6 protein-coding genes are annotated in these 19,699 nt (G+C 55.4%); 2 read left to right on the top strand and 4 right to left on the bottom strand.

Annotation, left to right across the window (positions count from 1 at the left end; translation table 11 throughout):
- Positions 1-76: 76 nt before the first annotated feature.
- The 4 genes from EU557_RS10075 to EU557_RS10090 form a co-directional block, all read right to left on the bottom strand.
- Positions 77-499 carry a BLUF domain-containing protein gene (locus EU557_RS10075; protein ID WP_135530249.1) on the bottom strand — a complete coding sequence of 141 codons (423 nt, stop codon included), beginning with the start codon at positions 497-499 and terminating at the stop codon, positions 77-79.
- A 219-nt stretch (positions 500-718) separates the two neighbouring features.
- Positions 719-970: a hypothetical protein gene (locus EU557_RS10080; protein ID WP_135530250.1), complete on the bottom strand. Its 252-nt coding sequence runs from the start codon at positions 968-970 to the stop codon at positions 719-721.
- Positions 971-1,125: 155 nt separating this feature from the next.
- Entirely contained in the window at positions 1,126-3,594 is a 2,469-nt protein-coding gene (tamL, locus tag EU557_RS10085; protein WP_135530251.1) for a translocation and assembly module lipoprotein TamL, read from the bottom strand.
- 67 nt (positions 3,595-3,661) lie between these two features.
- Entirely contained in the window at positions 3,662-8,869 is a 5,208-nt protein-coding gene (locus EU557_RS10090) for a translocation/assembly module TamB domain-containing protein (RefSeq protein WP_135530252.1), read from the bottom strand.
- A 421-nt stretch (positions 8,870-9,290) separates the two neighbouring features.
- On the opposite strand from EU557_RS10090, the gene EU557_RS10095 reads away from it, so the two are divergent.
- Together EU557_RS10095 and EU557_RS10100 are read left to right on the top strand one after the other, a co-directional pair.
- The gene (locus EU557_RS10095; protein WP_135530253.1) at positions 9,291-12,023 is read left to right on the top strand and encodes a 4-alpha-glucanotransferase; all 2,733 of its coding nucleotides are present in this window, start codon (positions 9,291-9,293) and stop codon (positions 12,021-12,023) included.
- 1,208 nt (positions 12,024-13,231) lie between these two features.
- Positions 13,232-19,507 (top strand): right-handed parallel beta-helix repeat-containing protein, encoded by a 6,276-nt coding sequence (locus EU557_RS10100; protein ID WP_167855154.1) that lies wholly within the window; start codon positions 13,232-13,234, stop codon positions 19,505-19,507.
- Positions 19,508-19,699 lie beyond the last annotated feature (192 nt).

Genomic DNA, 19,699 nt, shown 5'->3' on the forward strand with positions numbered 1-19,699 from the left:
ATACAAGCAAAGGCCCCATTACCACGGTAATGGGGCCTTTGCTTGTATAGGAGAGTGGCCTAGGCCAGTAACTTGTTTAGGCTTCGCTGCGCATCATATGGTCTTGCATAATCTTAAGCAGGAGCGCATCGGCGCCGCTCAAGCCTTCGGCTGGCAACTGCATTTGTTCGGGCATCAGGAAGCCAGAAACCTTGCTTAAATCTTCAGACTGGACTGGCCAGAATGCCATGCTCCAGGTAGGAAAGCTACGAACCTCCACTTCCTTATCGGCCAGCTTGGCGGTATCGGTGTGGCGCCCATCTTGCTCAATGTAGCTGTATAGTTTGCGTACAGCGTCGGTGGGGCCTTCTATCAACTGCATGAACCGACCTTCGTGATACAGCAGGAGGCCCGTGATGTCGTATTTCGCGTTGTTGAGCCGGGCCTGTTCCAGCAAGGTCTGCAGCTCGTCATCTGTCATCAGACGCGTAGCCGTGCTCATGTAAATGAGTTGATGCATGCAGTAGTTATTTCGAATTCTACACCATTCTACCCTGCTGAACTAAGCAACGCAGTTTATTTCTATACAGTTCTGTCGTGATTACTGTTCAGCTTAGCCAGCATTTTTACTTGGCTTTTGCATAAGAAAGGCCGCGCATCAGCGTGGTGCGCGGCCTTCAGTATTATGGTAGCTCGAAGCACGGAAGCTTATGGGTAAGCTAGGCCAGTACTAGCAGGCCTAGAGCTTATCCTGCTCGGGCTTCTGCACGCTATCGTCCTTGTGCGTATCGCCGTTGATGTAGTCCTCGTCGCCTTTAGCAGCGCTGTGCAGGTGGTAGGTATTGTCGCCCATGGTTACGCCGGCTTCGGGGTCTAGCTGCTGCTGGCTTGGGCGCGGAATGCCAACGGGGGTGTTACCGTCTTTGCGCTGATTGCTGGTGGCTTGCTGACTATCTTCCTGAGGAGCGGGTTTTTGCGGTTGATCTGCCATATGATGGAGAGGTGGGCTGCCGAGGGGCAGCGGTGCGAAAAAGGAATAAGAGGCTGTGCCGAAAAGGCCACTGCCCCGCGTAGTTATCATGGCCTAGGCCAGTTTAAACATGCTATACTGCTATACGCACCGCAGCAGTCGTGGTTATGCCTGCCCTAGAAAGGATAGCCAATGGCAATGTTGAGCCGGCCCTTGTTATCCTGCACATTGTAAGACGAGTTCAAGCTTGGCCGAATCACCTCTTTATTATTTTTACTGTAGGGCACATTCAGCGGGTAAGCATAGTCAAGGCGAATCACGAAGAACTGCACATCAATACGGATACCAGCGCCGGCACCCACGGCCAGTTCTTTTAAGAAGGAGTTGAAGGCAAACTGTCCGTTTTTGCCATCGGGGTTGCCATTTGCGTCAATAGTCTGGCGGCTGGGGTCGGCGTTTACGAGCCAGATGTTACCTGCATCCACAAACAGCGCGCCCTTTACGTACGGGAACAAGTCCTGGCGATACTCAGCATTGGCCTCGAAGCGCAGGTCACCTACCTGGTCATAGAAGTAGCTGTTTTCGCGGGATACGGGCGGGCGGTAAGTACCCGGTCCGATGCCGCGCGCCGGGAAGGCTCGCACGCTGTTGGGGCCGCCAATGCCGTACTGCTTCAGGTAGGGCAGCACCGTAGAGTTTTTGTAGGGTAAGCCCGCTCCGATGAGCACGCGCGTTGCAATCTTGTTGCCGCTGGTGGGGTTAGAGCTGGTCCGGAAATAATTGCGAAACTCCAAATCTACCTTAGTGTATTGCGCAAATTGCTGCCCAATGAGGGTGTAGGCCTGTCGGCCATCGGCGGTTTCTACTTTAGGTTGGCTGGTGAGCGAACTGAATAAGTAGGCCAGGTTACCGGCCAGCTCTACGCCCCCACTGAAGTAAATTTGGTTACGCCGTTGCTCCAGCGCCTGCTGGTTATAGGTGTAGCGGTAGGAGCTAGCCAGAATGAACTGCTGCCGGAAGGAGTTAGCTAGGAAAGGCCGGTCCCGCAACAGCCTACTAAATGAGGCACTACTATCGGATAGGCGCAAGTACTGTAGGTCGATAGGGCGCAACGTTTGCTCGTTCGTGAGCTTGGTTTTCCAGGTGTAACCGTAATTCAGATTAAACAGGTCCTGTCGGAAAGCTTGGCGGCGCTCCACGCGCTTCACGCCCGCTCCAATAAACGTGCGGGGCTGGAAGTCGGAGTTGGGCAGGCGCACATCCAGGAACGGCAGGGGCGGCGTAATCAGGCGCGGAATCTGAAGCTGAGCATCTACCCCAAACTCATAGCTGGTAAGGCCAATCGTGTTGGAATTGCTGCGCGTCTGGTTTTCGAACGAGCCCGTGGCGTTTACCACCAGCTGCTCAGCGCCACGCAACGCCGAGCGGTTGCGGAACTGCACCTGGAAGCCCGGCCCCACGAAGCCGTTTTCCTTGCTCACCAGCAGCACCTCGGCCCGGATGCTCTTCTTGGCTACCTGCGTCATGCGCACGTAGGAGTTCAGGAAGCCATACCCCGCCGAGTCGGCCTTGGCCCGCGCAGGCCGGAAGCCGATGTCTACGTACCGGAACACGCCCAAGCTCATCAGGCGGCTCAGCGTCTGGTCTTGCCGGCGACGGCGGTAGATACTGTCGGGGTAGAGGAAGGTAGCGTTGGTGATAGACTTCGCCGTGAATACATCCTCGCTGGGGAAGTACAAGTAGCCTTTATACCGGATGGGCCGGTCGTTCAGGGTTGTGTCTGACAGGGAGTAGTCGGTGTTGAGCCGCACCCGGTTCAGCACGTAGGGCTTGGCGGCTTGCGGAGTTGTTTTCTCCTTGACCTTTAGGTACACATTCACCTGATTATTCAGGGTGCTGTCTACCTGAAACAAGATGTAGTCGGGAGAGAAGTAGTAGTAGCCCTGGTTTTTAAGGGCCGCATCAATTCGAGTCCGCTCGTTGGTGAAGGTTTGTAGGTTATATGGGTCACCGACCTTCAACAACGAAGCTGGCTGCGTGGCCCTGATGGCCCGGGGCAGCAGGGAGTCGCCTTCCGGAAAGTGTATTTCCTTAATGGTATATGGCTTGCCAACTGTAGCCGTGTAATTGACGTGTGCGGCTTGGCCCTGCACATCAATCTGACTATGGACGGTAGGCTTAAAGTAGCCGTTGTTGTAGAGCCGGTTAGTCATCAGGCCCTTCACCTTCTGCGTATCTACTTGGCTGAGCAGCACGGGTTTCTCCCCATACTTATTGGCCAGCCACTTACCCAAGCCCTTGGTTTTACCCTCACCTAAGTGCCAGAAGTACAGCTTGGGCCGGATACCGAAGAAGGAGGTATTGGGCTTAGGTGTAATGACGCTTTCCAGCTCCGTAGTAAGTACCGCTTCGTTCGGAATGGCACTCTCAGATTTCACCTTGACGGTGCTACCGGTATAGAGCTTGCTGCCCTCCGGAATGTACTTGGTACCAGAGCAAGAGGCCAAGGCTACTAGGCCTAGCAGCGCCGCCCAGCGGTGGGCGCCCTTTCGCCCCGGTCCCCGTCCCTCTGGCAGAGGGGGCACCTGACGGTTTGAAACGGCAGGGTGGTGGGGCGGCACAGAAGCGGGCGAATGATGGAGCATGAATAGGTAGTTCAGAAAATCGAAAAGTCAAGCTTGCCCAGTCCTGCGGAAGCTAGGCAAGAAAGAATTAGCGTTGAGCCGAGCGGGCCGAATCGGGGCGAGAAGGGCGGCGGGTAGAGTCGGGGCGGGTAGCTGGGAACTGCGCCGCCGCAGTGGAGTCGCGCTGGGAGCGACGGTCCTGCTTGCGGCGCCGGCGCTCCAGCTTGATATCTTCCTTCACGTTTGAGTCGATGCCCTTGAACAAGTCAGCAAGGTTCTGGTAGTCGCGCTGGAATACCAGCGAAGCCCCATTGCGCACAAACTGCCCGTCGATGTCACTGTAGGAGTTATTGCGGAAGGCGCGCAGGCGAATGCGGCCATTAGCCAGCACGTTGTACTCAATGCTCACATCACCCGCGAAGGCACTCACGCCACTTGCACTCTGGCCCTGGGTTCCCTGGTTGCCTCCGCCCAGCGGCACATCGGTACCAAGGCGCACGGTGAGGCGGTTGTTGAGCAGCTGGCGACGCACAGCCACATTAAGGTCGGTGCGGGTTTTCTCCTGGCCGCTGCTAAAGTCGGCATACGAGTTCACCCCCAGCTCCACGCCCAAGTTGGAGAGGTAGCTGCCGGTAAGGTTGTTGAGCTGCTGCGTAAGCACCTGGCTGGCGGAACCACGCAACTGTTCGGCTACGAGGTTGCCGCTGCTGCTCTGGAAGGGGTCGTCGGCCAGGAAGCGGCCAAGCACCAGCAGGGAGAATACCTGCTTGTTCAGGTCACTCTCTTGCGAGGGCTGCCGCAGCTGCGCTAAGCGGTTCTCAATGGGGCCCCGCAAGTCAGAGCGGGCTTCTTCCGGCAAGCGAATATCGAACCCGATTACTGGCTTCAGTAGCTCGCCGGTTACCTTCAGGTCTACCACAAACGGCACCGGGTTGCGGGCCAGGGCACTCTGCGTTTCATCGGCCACTCCCTGAGCCGAAATCAGCTCAGCGGGTGCCGCCCGCACTTTGTATAACGCCGTGACATTGGCCTGCCCGTTGTAGGGGTCACCGCTCCAGGTAATGGAGCTGCCCGACGCAATATCGAATTCCCGAGAAGCTAGGTCGTAGAGCGACATCTGGTATTTGCCGCTCGCCACGTCTAAACGACCCGTGAGGGTAATATTGCCGGTAGGGTCAATGGCCGTGTTGAGCGTGCCATTTGCCCGCACCTGCAGGTTGTCGCCCGACACATCATCTACCACCACAGTGAAGAGGGATTTGTCGGTCACCGTCACGAGGGCCTGAATGTCATAGCCAGACGCAGTTTCGGCAGTATCAATGGGCACTTTACGGGCCAGTAACGTATCCATTGGAGCGCTCTTATCAATGAACTCCACAATGCCTTCGCGCTCTACTTTCACCGGGTCGTCGGTGGGCAGGCCTACGAAGAGGCTAGAGCCATCGGCCACCCGGGCGCGGGTGCGCACAATGGGCAGGTTGAGGTTGCCGGTAATGCGCGAGTCAGAGTCAACCAGCAGCTTACCCCAGAACAGTGGGTTGTCGCGCTGGGAGCTTTGCACCGCCAGGAAGTTGTTGGTGGTAGCCTCCAGGTCAAAGCGGAAGTCACTCACGTAGTCGCGGGTGCGCACGTAGCCATTAACTATGGCCTCGCTGCCCAGGGAGTCGCGCACCGCAAAATTGCTGAAGCGAATCCCTTCTTCGTTGAAAGCAATGGGCTGCGAAACCAAGAAGAACGGCGCGCCCAACTGGGTAAGCGTGAAGGTAGCATCGGGGGTGGTAGTGAGCGTGCCATTGATGCGCGGCTGGCTCACGTTGCCCCCCACGGCCAGCTGGCCCGTTAGGCCTCCGCCCATGTTTTGCAGCTGCCCCGCCGAGAAGGGCTCAATGATTTTCAGATCCAGCCGGTTCACATTCACGGAGAACTCAATGGGGCTGGGCGGCGTGGCCAAGTAGTAGCCCACCGCCTGCACATCCATCCCCTGCGCGTTGGTCAGGCGAGCATCCACGTTAAAGCGGTCGGGGGTAGGGTTGGTAGCTTTCAGGTTCACATCACCGATAGCCGCCTTGTTAAAGGCAAAGCCGTTCAGGGCCATATCAGCCGTGAAGGCCTGCTTGGGCTGGCCTAGGCTAAGTGCCACAGCTTGCCCGTTGAGGGTACCAGCCACCATAGAGTCGGGCATGCCAGCGGCTTTTGCTAGGCCATTAATGTCGAGGTTGGTGAGGTTGACTTGCAATGGGTACTGCGCTCCGGCCAGGGTCTGGAGAGCAATCAGTTGGTTACCTTGGCTCAGACGCACGTTTTCGGCCCGCACAGCACCAGTAGCCAGTGTATAGCTTACTGAGTTGTTAGGCGCCACCGTCCACTGTTGATTACTGAGAACTAATTTGGGGTCGAAGCTGAATGCGTAGGCCGCACCTTGGTTCAGCACCTGCAGCACGCCCGCCACATCTAGCGTGGTAGCACTGTCGTTTTCGGCAATGCGGGCGTGAGCTCCCACTTTGTTGTTAGCAATGCTGCCCTTCAGGCTGGGGTTGGGTAGGCGCAGGCTGGTATCCTGCGACACTTGCCGGAGGGTCAGGCCATAATCCAGCTTCTGGGGGTCGGAACCCACGTTCAGGCGCAGAGAGTCCATGGTATAGCCCATGTACACAATGCGCGGAATGCGGGTGTTTAGGCGTAGGTCGGCGGCGCGGCTATCAAAGCTGCCGGTGAGTTGGAAGGGCGAGAGGAACTTCAGATCGGGCACAAACTGGCGCACAATCCGGGTGTTCTTCAGGTTGGCCTCGAAGGTGAATTGCTGATTGGCGTTGCTAGGCCTGTACTGAACGCCCGGCAAGTCAAAATACCGATCGATATGTTCTTGGAGTGCAGTAGCAATATCGCCGAGGCGGGTGTTGCCGCGCAGGGTAACGTCGGCCACGTTGGAAGCAAAGTCTACCTCGGTGCGGCCCGTGCGCTGGAGAATGCGGCCGCTTAGAGAGTCGAGGGCAAAGGGCTGATTGTTGTTGACAATCACAATGCGGCGGCCACTGAACGTACCGTTTAAGCTGTTCAAGTCGGAGCCGCTGAGGTTGGCGCTTAGGTCGCCCTGCACGCGCAGGTCGCCGCCGGTATAAAAGCCCAATGCTGTGAGGTTGGCCCCGCGCAGGTTGAGGCGGTCTACGTTATAGGTAGGGTTAGCGGAGTTGCGCAAATCCACCGTGGCCAGTAGGTCAAGGTTGAGGTTGGGGTCGTCTTTGCTGCTAGCATCAATTACGTAGCGGTTGCGGTCGATATCCACATTCGCTGTAATGCCGCGGTAGGTATAGCCCTGGTAAGTTGCCTTCTGTACTCGCGCCGTGAGTTTGCCCCGCATTTGGTTGGGGTCGAGGCCACGGGCGTTAAGGGTGCCCGAGGCCGTGATGGCGCCAATGGTAGGGTCGCGCAGAATCTTGCCTACGTTAAAGTTCTGCGTGCTGAATGTGGCACGCACTGGCTCTTGGCCGGCGGGGCCAGCACCCATGTCTACTTTCGCGGCTACATTGCCGAAGGAGGTGGTAGCCCGCAGGTCGGTGTCGAACACCATCGCCGTAGGCCTGCCTTTAAATGTGCCAGCTACCGTGATGCGGGGCGGCAAGGTATAGCCAGCCGGAATGGTACCCTTGGGTGCCAGGCTGCGAATATCAGCATCGGTGGTAGTGAACTGCTGAATGTTGAGGTCGGTGTAGAGACGGCGGTCTACCTCAGGCAAGCCCTGAATCCGGCCGCTGGCTCGCACGATGGTGCTGCGGAAACCAACTAGCTCTAGGTTCTGCACCCGAAAGTCCTTCACGCGCCCATTCACGCGCCCACTCACCAGAATCGACTGATTAGGCCCCGTGTTAAAGGGAGCAGTGCTGGCCAAGTCAGGAGCCAGATAGAGAATATCCCGGAAGCCCAGGCGCGTTTCGCGCAAGTCGCCCTCAATCCCTAGGTTCGGGATATCGTCGGCAATGGCATCCAGTGACTTGTACTGCATGGCCAGGGTGCGCCGGATGCGGGTATGCGGCGTTACCAAGTCGAGGTTATCGAGGCGAGTTTCTACGGAGTCGAACACCACATCAGCCTTCGCGCGGGTTACGGCAAAGCCGCTCTGCTCCTGCCCAGCCAGTTGGTTGATGCGGACTGTAGTGCGGTTTTCAGAGTAGAACAGGTTCTCGGTGTTGAGCGCTAGGCCAGTAAACTTCAGGTGGTTGTAGTCCATTCCTCGCACGGCGGTGCGCTGCTGGGGTTGGTTGAAGTTGTCGAAGGCTACGTCTACCCCCTCAATGTCTGATTGCTTGAGCGTAACCACCCAGCTGGCTTCCTGACCAGTGGCTTTCTCCACTGACTTGTTTAGGTCGCGCACGGCTTCGGCGGGGTTTACCACGCGTTGCTCTACCGGCACGTTCTCATTCTGAGCGTAGGCGAAGCTGGTGTTGCGCAGCCGCAGCGTGTTCAAATTCACGCGGCTGTTCACCAAATCTATGCGGTCGGCCGTGATATCGGCCTCGCCCACGCGGGTGCTGATGAACTGAGCTGAGGGGTCGTTCTTGTAGGTAAGGCTCACGTTGTCGAGCCGGGCCCTGTTCAGGCCAAATTCCAGCTTCAGCGCGGCCGTATCGGCGGGGGTATCTGGTGGCACTTTGGTCTGCACAATCCCGATGCTGGTGTTGCGCAGCGCCGCCTGATCAATGCGGTAGGTGGAGCCATCCACGTCTACTTCATCCATGTTTACCGCCAGCTCGCCCACTTTAGTACGCACATTCATACCGTCTACCTGGTCGTTGTAGGTCAGCAGTACGTTGGTCAGGCGCAGGTCGCCAATGTTGTACTTAAAGCCCGCCCCGGTAGTGTCGGCGGGCGTAGTGGTAGTGGTGTCACCGGTGGCAAACGCGTTGACGATGAAGTCGTAATTACTGATGCTATCGGGCTCCGTGCGCTTGATAGCCACCCGGCCGTCGTTCAGCTCCACGCTCTTCACATTGATCTGCGACTTGGTCAGGGCCCAGATATCCAGGTCTACACCCAAGTGGCCTACAGACACCAGCGTGTCGCCCTTCTGGTCTTCCAGATACACGCCATCTAGGCTGATAGCGTGTTTAAAATCAGTACGAAATTTGGCGATTCGTACCTCTGTCTTCAATTTCCCTCGTAGATACTTTTCAGCCTGTCGGGCGGCGAAATCCTGGCCCGATGGAAATTGCAAGAACAGCACCACCCCGCCCACGAGCAGGATGATGAGCAGAACGAGCCCCAACAGGGCGTACAGGATACGGCGGACAGCTGGTGACAAGGGATAAAGTAGTGCGGCGAAAGAAAGGGCTCTGGCTTGATCCAACGCAGAATCATGCGCTTAGGTTGGGTACAGCCTCACCCCGCTCGTGCTAGGGCACTCTACTGTTGTGCTTACCATACTTCCTCATCCACATCATGTGTGGCTTTGAGCATAGCCCGGTCAGGAGAGAAACGTCTCTCAGTTACAAGGGCCTCCCCTAGCGCTGGGCCACCCGCCCACGAGTAGTGAGGAGGTGGTCACTTTATAGCCTTGTCGGGGCCACACTATGCTAGTTTTCTAGGCCACTTTTCTTTCCCGACTGATACCCTATTACCCAATACTTGGGCTATGTGCTCATGTTTGTCATTTTGCTTCTAGGCCACTTCGCCCGCCCAGCCTATCGTATTATCTTTCGCTCTAATTCCCGAAGCCCGCCCCCATGATTCTTCGTTTTACCCTGCCCTTCCGCACTGTCTGGGGCCAGCGCTTGGTTGTGTGTGGTTCTTTGCCCAGCCTGGGCCAATGGAACCTCGACCAAGCTCTTAGCCTACACTATAATTCTGATCACGGCCTTTGGAGCCAGGAAATTAGCCTGCCCGACGACCAGCTAGGCCAGGTGGCCTACAAGTATGTTTTGCTGGATGAGCGCGATGGTAGCAAGCACTGGGAATGGGGCCCTAACCGCACCATCAGCTACGATGCGCAACGCTTCACCCGCATTGTGCTGGAAGATTTCTGGCGCGCCGCGGCTCAGCCTGAAAATGAGCTACACACCGCCGCCTTCACGAAGGCCCTGATGCGCCGTGCGCTACCGGCCCAGCCCGCTAGCCCAGCCCCCACCGCCGACGCCGTCGTGCGCTTTCAGCTTTCCGCCCCCCGCGTTGATTCCAACCACCAGCTTTGCGTGCTGGGCTCCGACCCCGCCCTGGGGGCTTGGGATGCGCAGAAAGCCGTACTTCTCTCTGATACCGACTACCCCACCTGGTGCGCCGACGTGGCTCTGCAACACCCGGAGCAGATCGTCCAATACAAGTACGGCATCTGGGACCCGCAAGAAAAGAAGATCCTGCATCTGGAAGCCGGCGAAGACCGCCTCATCTACCCCTCCTCCGACCGGCGCACCCTACGCGTAAAGGCCGACGATAACTTTCGTTACCCCACCGGCAACTGGCGGGGCGCTGGCGTAGCACTACCGGTATTTGCCCTGCGCAGCCGCCGTGGCCTAGGCGTGGGCGAGTTCCCCGACCTTAAGCTGCTCGTGGATTGGGCCGTAGCCTCGGGCCTGAAGCTGGTGCAGGTGCTGCCCATTAATGATACCGTAGCCACGCATACTTGGGTGGATAGCTACCCCTACGCCGCTATTTCGGTGTTTGCCTTGCACCCCCAGTACCTCAACCTCGATGCCATTGCCGAGCTGCAAGACCCTGCCGCCTGCCAGGAGCTAGAGCAGCTGCGCGAGGAGCTGAACGCCAAAGACTTTGTAGACTACGAGCCCGTGATGAACGCCAAGTGGAAGTTCATTCGGCTGCTGTACCAGCAGGAAAAGGCCCGGTTTCTGGCTGATCCGGAGTTTCAGGCTTTCCGCCAAGAGCAAGAGTCGTGGTTGGCCCCATACGCTGCCTTCTCGGCCCTGCGCGACCGGTTCCATACCGCCGACTTCAGCCAGTGGCCCGAGGAGTTCCGCACGCCGGAGCGGGTGGCCGAACTGACCGATGAAGCTTCTGCTGATTTCGACGAGACTGGCCTACACTTCTTCACCCAGTTCCACCTCGATAAGCAGCTGCGCGAGGCAGTGGCCTACGCCCGCCAGCACGGCGTGGTCGTGAAAGGCGACTTACCCATTGGTATCTACCGGCACTCCGTAGATGCCTGGACCCAGCCGGAGCTCTACCACATGCACCAGCAGGCCGGTGCCCCACCCGACGACTTCTCCCTCACGGGCCAGAACTGGCGCTTCCCCACTTATAACTGGGAGCGAATGGCTGAGGATGGCTATGCTTGGTGGAAGCAGCGCATGGGCACCCTGGCCCGCTACTTCGATGCCTTGCGCATCGACCACATCTTGGGCTTCTTCCGCATCTGGGAAATTCCGGGCCACTCCGTAGAAGGTCTACTAGGCCACTTCTCCCCTGCCCTGCCCTTCTCCCGCCAAGAGATTGAGCAGCGTTTAGGCTGGTTCGACTATGGCCGCCTGTGCGTGCCGTATATCCGGTGGCACATGCTGCCCACCATCTTCCACGGTCAGGCTCAGCAGGTGTTCGATGAGTTCATGGTAGCCGATGAGTACGGTGCCATTCAACTGAAGGAGCATGTGCGCACCCAGCGCCAGATTGAGCACGTGTTCGATGAGCGCATTGCCGCCGACCCCAGCAACACTGACCACTACAAGTGGCTGCGCACGGGCCTGTACAAATTAGTAAATGAAGTGCTGCTGGTACCCGACGACCAACGCGCCGACTTCTACCACCCCCGTATTACCCTCCACCTCACGCAGTCGTTCCGGGAGCTGGACGAGCCTTCTGCCCACCGCTTGCGCGAGCTGTACGTTGACTTCTTCTACCGTCGGCACGAGGAGTTTTGGCGCGAGCAGGGCCTCGTGAAGCTGCCACCTGTGCGTTACGCCACCGACATGCTTATCTGCGGCGAAGACCTGGGCATGGTACCCGAGTCAGTGCCCGGCGTGATGAAGGCTTTGGGCATTCTAGGCCTGAACATTCAGCGCATGCCTTCTGACCCCAACGTAGAGTTTGGCCACCCTGGCTCCGCACCTTACCTCTCCGTAGTTAGCCCCGGCTCCCACGATATGAGCACCGTACGCGGCTGGTGGGAAGAGGACCGCGAGAAAACTCAGCGTTTCTTTGAGCATACGCTAGGCCACTACGGTCAGCAGGCGCCCCAGCATTGCGAGCCATGGGTTGCCCGCGAAATCACGGAGCAGCACCTACACTCACCAGCTATGTGGGCTATCTTCCCCTTGCAGGATTTACTGGCTATGGATAGTGGCCTACGCCGCCAAGATGTACTAGCTGAGCAAATCAATGTACCAGCTAACCCTACGCACTTCTGGAAGTACCGCTTGCACCTCAACTTGGAGGATCTGAACGAGGCGCAACGCTTCAATCGGGAAGTAGGTCAACTCGTCAGCCAAAGCGGCCGCGCACAACCTTACTAGAACTCCAAGCCGTCTAACTTCTGAAAAGCCCCGCCATTCGGCGGGGCTTTTTGTGTTTTTACCATATGACTAAATCCAGTTGAATAGTCTTTTTCGTAGGCCTCTGCAACCCACATGAAGAGAATATTTTAGGATTTAAGCTCTACCATTCAACAAGCAAGAGTAGACCATTTAGCCAGTTGAACCCACCATTCGCCGAAAACGGCCACTTGCCTTTATAAGGCAGAATAGCTTTGAAGTGCCATAAAGTGCAATCACCTCCAGAATCAACAATTCACTCTTATAAGTCTTTCATGAAAACACTCTTACGATTTACCGTCTGGCTGGCGGGCCTCGTGCCGTTAGGTGTTATAAATACCTCTTTGGCTCAGACCCAAACGTTGGAATTTGCACCACTCACTGGAGTAAATCCAACTGCGAATGGTCCTTCGGTAGCCAACCAGGTAATCACGTTTCAGAATAACGCGAATAACCCTAATGACAACGCTTTCACGTCGTTTACGCCGACGACTACGGCTACATTCGCGTTGAGTAACCAGGCCTATACCAATGTAAGTACAGTACCCAATACAGGAACTGGTACATCCTACGGGGCAATCATTACCAACAACAGCACTTCGGCAACACCCTTTGCGCTCTTTCCGGCAATGAATAACCCATTTAGCTCCTATGCTAATACGGTTTATACTTCTAATAGGTCAGGAACCGCTGGCACTGGTATAAACACAGCATCCAATAATAGTATCAGTATTTTCAATTCGGTTGAAGCAATACCCGCTGGTAGCTCTTCAGTTGCCTCTGCTCGATATGCCTTTTCTACTCTGACAATTACTTTTACCCGTCCCGTTGTTAATCCAGTCCTTCATATCACTGACCTTGGAGGTTTCTCGGGAACGTTAGGTTTCACAACTGATCTAGATCTGCTCACTTCAAACGTATCTCTATCTAGGTTGAGTGGCTCTTCAGCAGCTTTTGCAGTAAGTGCAACACAAATTAGAAATACAAATACTACCTATCCTGCTGCTAATTTTGTGAGTGGCTCGGTTTTGGTAACCACTCCCGCAAGCGGTGTTACTAGCCTACAATTTAGATTGTTTGTACACGGTGATGGTTCTGGAAACTGGCCTAGTAACACCAGTCACACTAACCACTCTGGTGACCTGTTCCTAGTTGGCGTTTCTCAACAAACTCCTGCTCCCATCACGGGTATGGTATTCGAGGACGTAAACTACGGCGGAGGTGTGGGCCGGAGTTATGCTGATGCTAATAGTTCGGCTGTTGCTTCGGGTTTCACTTCAGGAGCTATTCGCCAAGCTAATGCCACCGTTGAGTTGTACGATGCTGACGGTGACTTCGTAGCTACTACCACTACTAACTCAACTGGACAGTATACGTTCTATGCTGTGCCAGGTAGTTATAGCGTACGCGTAGTAAACTCTACAGTAAACTCAGTTAGAACGCTGAACTCTGGCTTCACTACGGCTAACACCCAGGCGGTACAGACCTTTGTTAACGGAGTTACTAACCGAGTAGGCGGCGAATCTCCCGAAAAACAGGATGCAGCTGCCAACACCGGCTCTCAAACCCTAGCGGATCTGACTACGGGTACAGGAAGCACAGGCTTTACGCCTCAGTCTATCACCAACATAAGTGTACCTGCAGCAGGTAATACAGGTGTTGACTTTGGTTTCAACTTTGACTTGATAACCTCTACGCGTGACGCCGGTCCTGGCTCCTTGCGGCAGTTCATTATCAACTCAAATGCACTAGCCAACACCAACCTAGCTCAGGCTGGTCAGACGGCGGGGGTAGAAACCAGCATTTTCATGGTGCCGGATGGTGTAATACACGCTGGTCAACGTGCTGGTTTAACTAATCAGCTAACCAATGGTGCCGCTGTTGTTACATTGGCCTCCACCTTACCAAACATCACGGACGCTGCTACGGCTCTTAACGCCACAACGCAGACTAACAACATCGGCGATACGAACGCCGCCGTTGCAACAGCAGGCAGTGAATCCACTGGTCCTGAAGTTATCATCAACTTTAACAACCAAATTGGCCTTGCTACCACGGCAGCTAATACCCGGGTGATAGGCTTAGGCTTTACGGGCGTTGGTGCCGGCACTGGCTCAAACGGAGCGGCTCTACGGGTAGATGCAGGTGCTACCAACTCTCAGGTTCTGAACAACACGTTCTATAACAACGGCGCTAACTTCCGCATCAACGGCGTGTCGAACATCACGGTTACGGGCAACATTTCCCGTAATGCGCAAAACCTCGAGTCGGATGGTATTGAAATGACGGCTTCGTCAAATGATATCATCACCAATAACCAGTTCCTGAATAACGCAGGTTTTGGCATTGACTTCATTAGCGGCAACAGCAATAACAATACTATCACTGGCAACCTGTTCGCCGGCAACGGTAAGAACACCAACTCGGGGCAGACTGCTGGCATAGGCCTACGTGATGCCAGCTCGAACAACACAATCAGCAATAACACCTTCACGGCTAACGTAGGAGATGGTATTTCAGCCAAGGGTGGTACGAATAACATTTTTTCTCAGAACTCTTTCTACGATAACAGCGACCTGGCTATTGATTTGACTGGCGGCGCGAACAATAACGGCGATGGTGTAACACTGAATGAAAGCGGTGACGGTGATACTGGAGCAAATGGCTTGATCAACTTCCCAGTCATTACATCTGCTACCATCCGTAACGGCAACGTGTTAGTAGAGGGCTTTGCTACGCCTGGTGCGCGCATTGAATTTTATGTGGCAGCCGCTGATCCCTCCGGTTTTGGCGAAGGCCAGACCTACTTTGCTACGCTCACGGAAGGCTCTTCTAGTGATTTGAACGCCTCGACCGGCAGCTATAGCGGGCTTGTTAATGGACTCAACCAGGGCACTGAAACGAACCAAAATCGTTTCTCCTTCTCCATCCCGCTTTCTTCTCTGACGACGGCGCAACAGAATGCACTTACTGCTAGCGGCGCAAAAATCACTTCTACTGCTACCCTGCTTACGGCCGTAAATGGCAACCAAGGTACTTCAGAGTTTTCGGGCAATGCCCCTGTGCAATTGGCTCCAGTTGCGAATAACGACTACGCCTCTACAACCCCTGGCACTGCTGTAACGCTCACCGTAACGAGCAACGACCAGAACGCAATTGATCCTGCTACTGTAGCGCTTAATGGCCAGGTGGCCGGTAGCACTACTGCCGTTACGGTAACTGGTGGTACGTTTACCTTCCTCGGCAACGGGCAGGTAAGCTTTGTGCCAGCGGCAGGCTTCACAGGAGTGGCCACAGTTCCTTACACGGTAAACAACACCTCGGGCACAACTTCTAATACAGCTTTCATTTCGGTAGCTGTATCGGGCACTACGTTCAACTTAGCTACTAGCTTCTCCGTGACCCCTGCTGGTCCGGTAAATGCCGGCTCACCGGTTAGCTATACGGTAGTATCCAGCAACCCTGGTACCGTAGCAGCTACCAGCGTAGTAGAAACGGTGCAGCTGCCAGCTGGATTGACGACTACTGGCTTCACAGTAGGTGGCAACAGCGGTACGCTCAACAATGGAGTAATCACTTTCACAGGTAGCAGCTATAACCAGAACACTGGCCTGCTGACCCTCAACATTGGTAATCTTGCTGCGAACGGCGGGTCGGTTTCAACAGCCCTGACGTTCCCAGCTCCGCTCACTAGCCCCTTAGTAGTTACCGCCAACATCAGCGGTGCCGGGGGCGTTGAGACCTCTACGACCGATAACACAACCGTATCGACGGTCAACATCACGCCTCGCTTTGATGTGACGACGGCTATCAACGGTCCGACCACGGTAACGGCTGGCAACGAAGTAACTTACACAGTAGTTACCAGCAACCTCAGCAGCACCACTTCGCCTGCCAATGCTAACTCGGTTTCGCCGGCAGTAAACGTAGTGCAGACGGTTTCTCTCTCGGGCAACCTCACGGGGGCTGGCATCTATGCTTCTAACGGCGGAACGGTGGCCTACAACTCCACGCAGAACGCTACGGTTATTACCTTCCCGGCTATTGGAGTACTAGCTGCTGGGCAGCAGCAGGTGAATACTATCAGCTTCACAGCTCCTAGCACCAGCTTCCCAGCTCCTATTGCCACAGTTACTTCGGGCCTCACGGGCACCAATATTGGTGACTTAAACTCTCCTACTGTAGGCACTGATAACAACACCGCTCAGCTGAACGGCGCTACCTCCCGCCCAACCATTACTCCCGCTACTCGGACGGGTACAGAAGCCAACGTATACACTAGCATCTCGGCTTCGGCAGCCAGTGTGGCTCCTGGCGCCAACATCACCCTGACCATCACGGCAGGTAATGCGGGTGCAGCAGCAGCTAGTGGTGTACAGGAAACGGTAACTCTCCCTACCGGTCTCACCTTCAGCAACCTGAATGGTGGCACTTACAACGCCAATACTGGAGTACTTATCTTCCCTGCTCTTACTACCACCTTGGCGGCTGGTGCTACGCAAACCTACACAGTAACCTTTGCGGCACCGCAGCAAGGCTTTGTGCTGGCAACGGCGGCGGTAACTACTTCTACCCCCGACGCGGTACCGGCCGATAACTTGGCTCAGACCAAGATTGAGGTGTCTCCGGTGGTAGATGTAGCCACCACCCTGGCTGGTCCTGTAGTAGCACTACTTGGCCAAACGGTGAGCTATACTGTCACTACGGCAAGCAATGGCCCAGCAGCGGCAAACAGTGTGGTGCAGACTGTACAGTTGCCTACTGGCCTGATCAACGTACAAGTAAACTCACTCAGCGCCGGCTCGCAGTACAATGCTACCACTGGCATCCTGACCATCTCGTTTACCGAGCCGCTAGCCGCTGGTTTTAGCCAGACTAATACTGTCTCTTTCACGGCTCCGGCCGGATCGGCCAACCTGAATGTTGCGGCCGCGGTAAGCACCAGTTCTGCTGAAAATGTACTGACAAATAATACCGCTGCCGTAACTACCACCCTAACGCCCGCTGCTGATGTAGCAATTAGCGTTACTGCTCCGGCTACCGCTACGGTGGGCAACCCAGTACCATACGCAGTGTCTGTTACCAACAATGGAGCCTCGGTAGCTACTGGTGTAGCCGCTACCCTGCAGCTACCCGCCGGCTTGGGTACTGCCAACGTGACCTTCCCCGGTGGTACCAGCGCCGACTCGTACAATAACACGACTGGCCTAGTAACCTTTGCTTCGGTGGCAAATCTGGCCAATGGTGCCAGCGCTACCCGAGTGGTAGTGGTAACTATGCCAGATGCTTCGCAGATCTCGGCTGTAGGCCAGGTAGCTACTTCCAGCTACGATGCTACCCTTGCTAATAACTACGCTACAGTTGCCACTACGGCTGCCACGGCAACTACCGCCACAGCCGACCTGCGTGCAACTACGAGCACTGCTACTGCTATCACGGCAAACGCAGGCAGCGCAGTTACTATCACGCCGGTCTTCAGCAACCTGGGTTCGGCTACGGCCAACAACGTAGTTCCCCAATTGACGCTGGTACCCGGTTTGACGGGCGTAACTGTGACGGATGGCGGCGTTACTCGCAACGCCGATTACAATACCACTACGGGAGTAGTAACCTTCCAGTCGGTAGGTTCACTTGCCAGCGGTGCTACATTGTCGGGCGCGTACTCCGTAACGTTCAATGCTCCGGCTACCGGTCCGGTAACAGCAGTAGCCAGCATCTACTCCGCTACTTCTGATGGTGCGCTGACCAACAACACCGCCCTGACGACGGTAACGGTAACGCCCCAAGCTGATGCACAAACTACCATCGCAGGTCCAACTTCGGCCCAGCCTGGTTCACGGGTGACGTATGAAATCACCACTTCCAACAATATCACGGCCTTGTCGCCTGCTACGAACGTGGTACAGACCGTAACCATTCCTGGCACGCCTTCTAACCTGACGTTCTCGGCAGGAGCTACCTCGGCAGTTGTAAATGGCAATACGGTAGTAACCTTCCCCACCGTGGCCTCCATGGCTCCTGGTACGGCTGGTGCCGTAACGAACTTTATCTCGTTTGCGGCCCCAACTACGGCTACCTCGCTCACTATAACGGCAAACGTAACTTCTACGGCAGACATTAACATTACCCCTGCTTCGAACTCGGCCAGCATCACAACCATTGCGAACAATGCTCCAGTGGCCTACAACGTAGTAAACAACCTGCGGTCGACGGGTGAAGTACGCTTTAACCAGGTAATTGAGAATACGACTACTACGGCTCAGCTCATCTCGCCTCTGATGGCTAATGATGTAAATGTTGGTCAGACGTTGACGTATACCCTTACTTCCCTGCCAACCTCCGGTAGCTTGTACATTGGCAACAGTTCTACGGCTTTGGTTGTGGGTTCACCCATCACGGCAACGGAGGCTAGCCAGCTACGCTACTTGCCTTCCCCCACATTTGTAGGGAATGTCTTCTTCACGTACACGGCCACTGACAACGCTACAAACAACGGTACCCCTACACCAGCTACTTCGAATACTGCGCTCTACACCATTGCAGTAGGACAAGATGTAGAGTCGAACTACACGCTGACGACCGTAAAAGGTGGCGCAACCCCCTACCAGACTGGTGATGTAATTGCTAACGTGTTTGACGCTAACAGTGGTACTTATAACTCCGCAACACCTCAGGCAGTTGTGAAAGATGGTCTCAGCTCAGCTACACTGGTTACCACGGGCTTGCCCACTGGCTACCTGAGCAGCTTCCCAGCTGGTGTTGGTTTCAACACTACCGATGCTAATCAGATCGGTCAGATTGTGGTAACCAACAACCGCTTGCTGGTAGCTGGCACCTACACTGTACGGATTGCAACAGTAGATGCAAACGGTGGCACTAGCACCCGGGACGTAACCTTCACTATTGGCGTGCGTCCGCTGCCAGTAGAGCTGGTGAGCTTCTCGGCCAAGGCTGCCGGCCAGGATGCGCAACTGGTGTGGCGCACGGCCCAGGAGCTGCACAACGACCACTTCGTAGTCGAGCGCAGCTTCGATGGCAAGAGCTTCAGCGCCGTAGGCCAGGTGAAAGGGCAGGGCACTACAACCTTAGCCACGGACTACCGCTTCACCGATGCACAGGTAGCAGTTAAGGCTGCTGGGACGGTATATTACCGCTTGCGTCAAGTGGACACTGATGGTACTACCAGCTTCAGCAGCGTGCAGGTAGTGACCTTCGCTAAAGCCGAAGTAACTATCAGCCTATACCCGAACCCGGCTACTACTAGCGCGATATTAAACCTCACCAGCCTGCCTCAAGGTAGCTATAAGGTAACCATTTTTGATGCGGTAGGCCGTGCCGTTAGCCTGAGCCTTTTCGAGGGTGGCACCACCCCAACGTTGTCAGTACAGGAACTACCAGTTGGTACTTACCAAGTGTTGGTGAGTGGCAAAGACTTTAAGCAGGCGCTACGCCTTATTAAAGAGTAGTTTTATCTAGCTGATACGATAAGAACTCATTAAAAGCAAAAAGCCGCTCCACAAGTTGGGGCGGCTTTTTTGCTATTGAATTCTATTGCTTTTCTAGGCAACACACTCTATTTAGTGCGTTAATTAGAATGAGATGGTTTAGGTGCAATGTGTAAAGAAAGCATGTTGGCTTGTAACTGTAGGACCTAAATT

This window comes from Hymenobacter wooponensis (assembly GCF_004745865.1).
Lineage (GTDB): Bacteria > Bacteroidota > Bacteroidia > Cytophagales > Hymenobacteraceae > Hymenobacter > Hymenobacter wooponensis.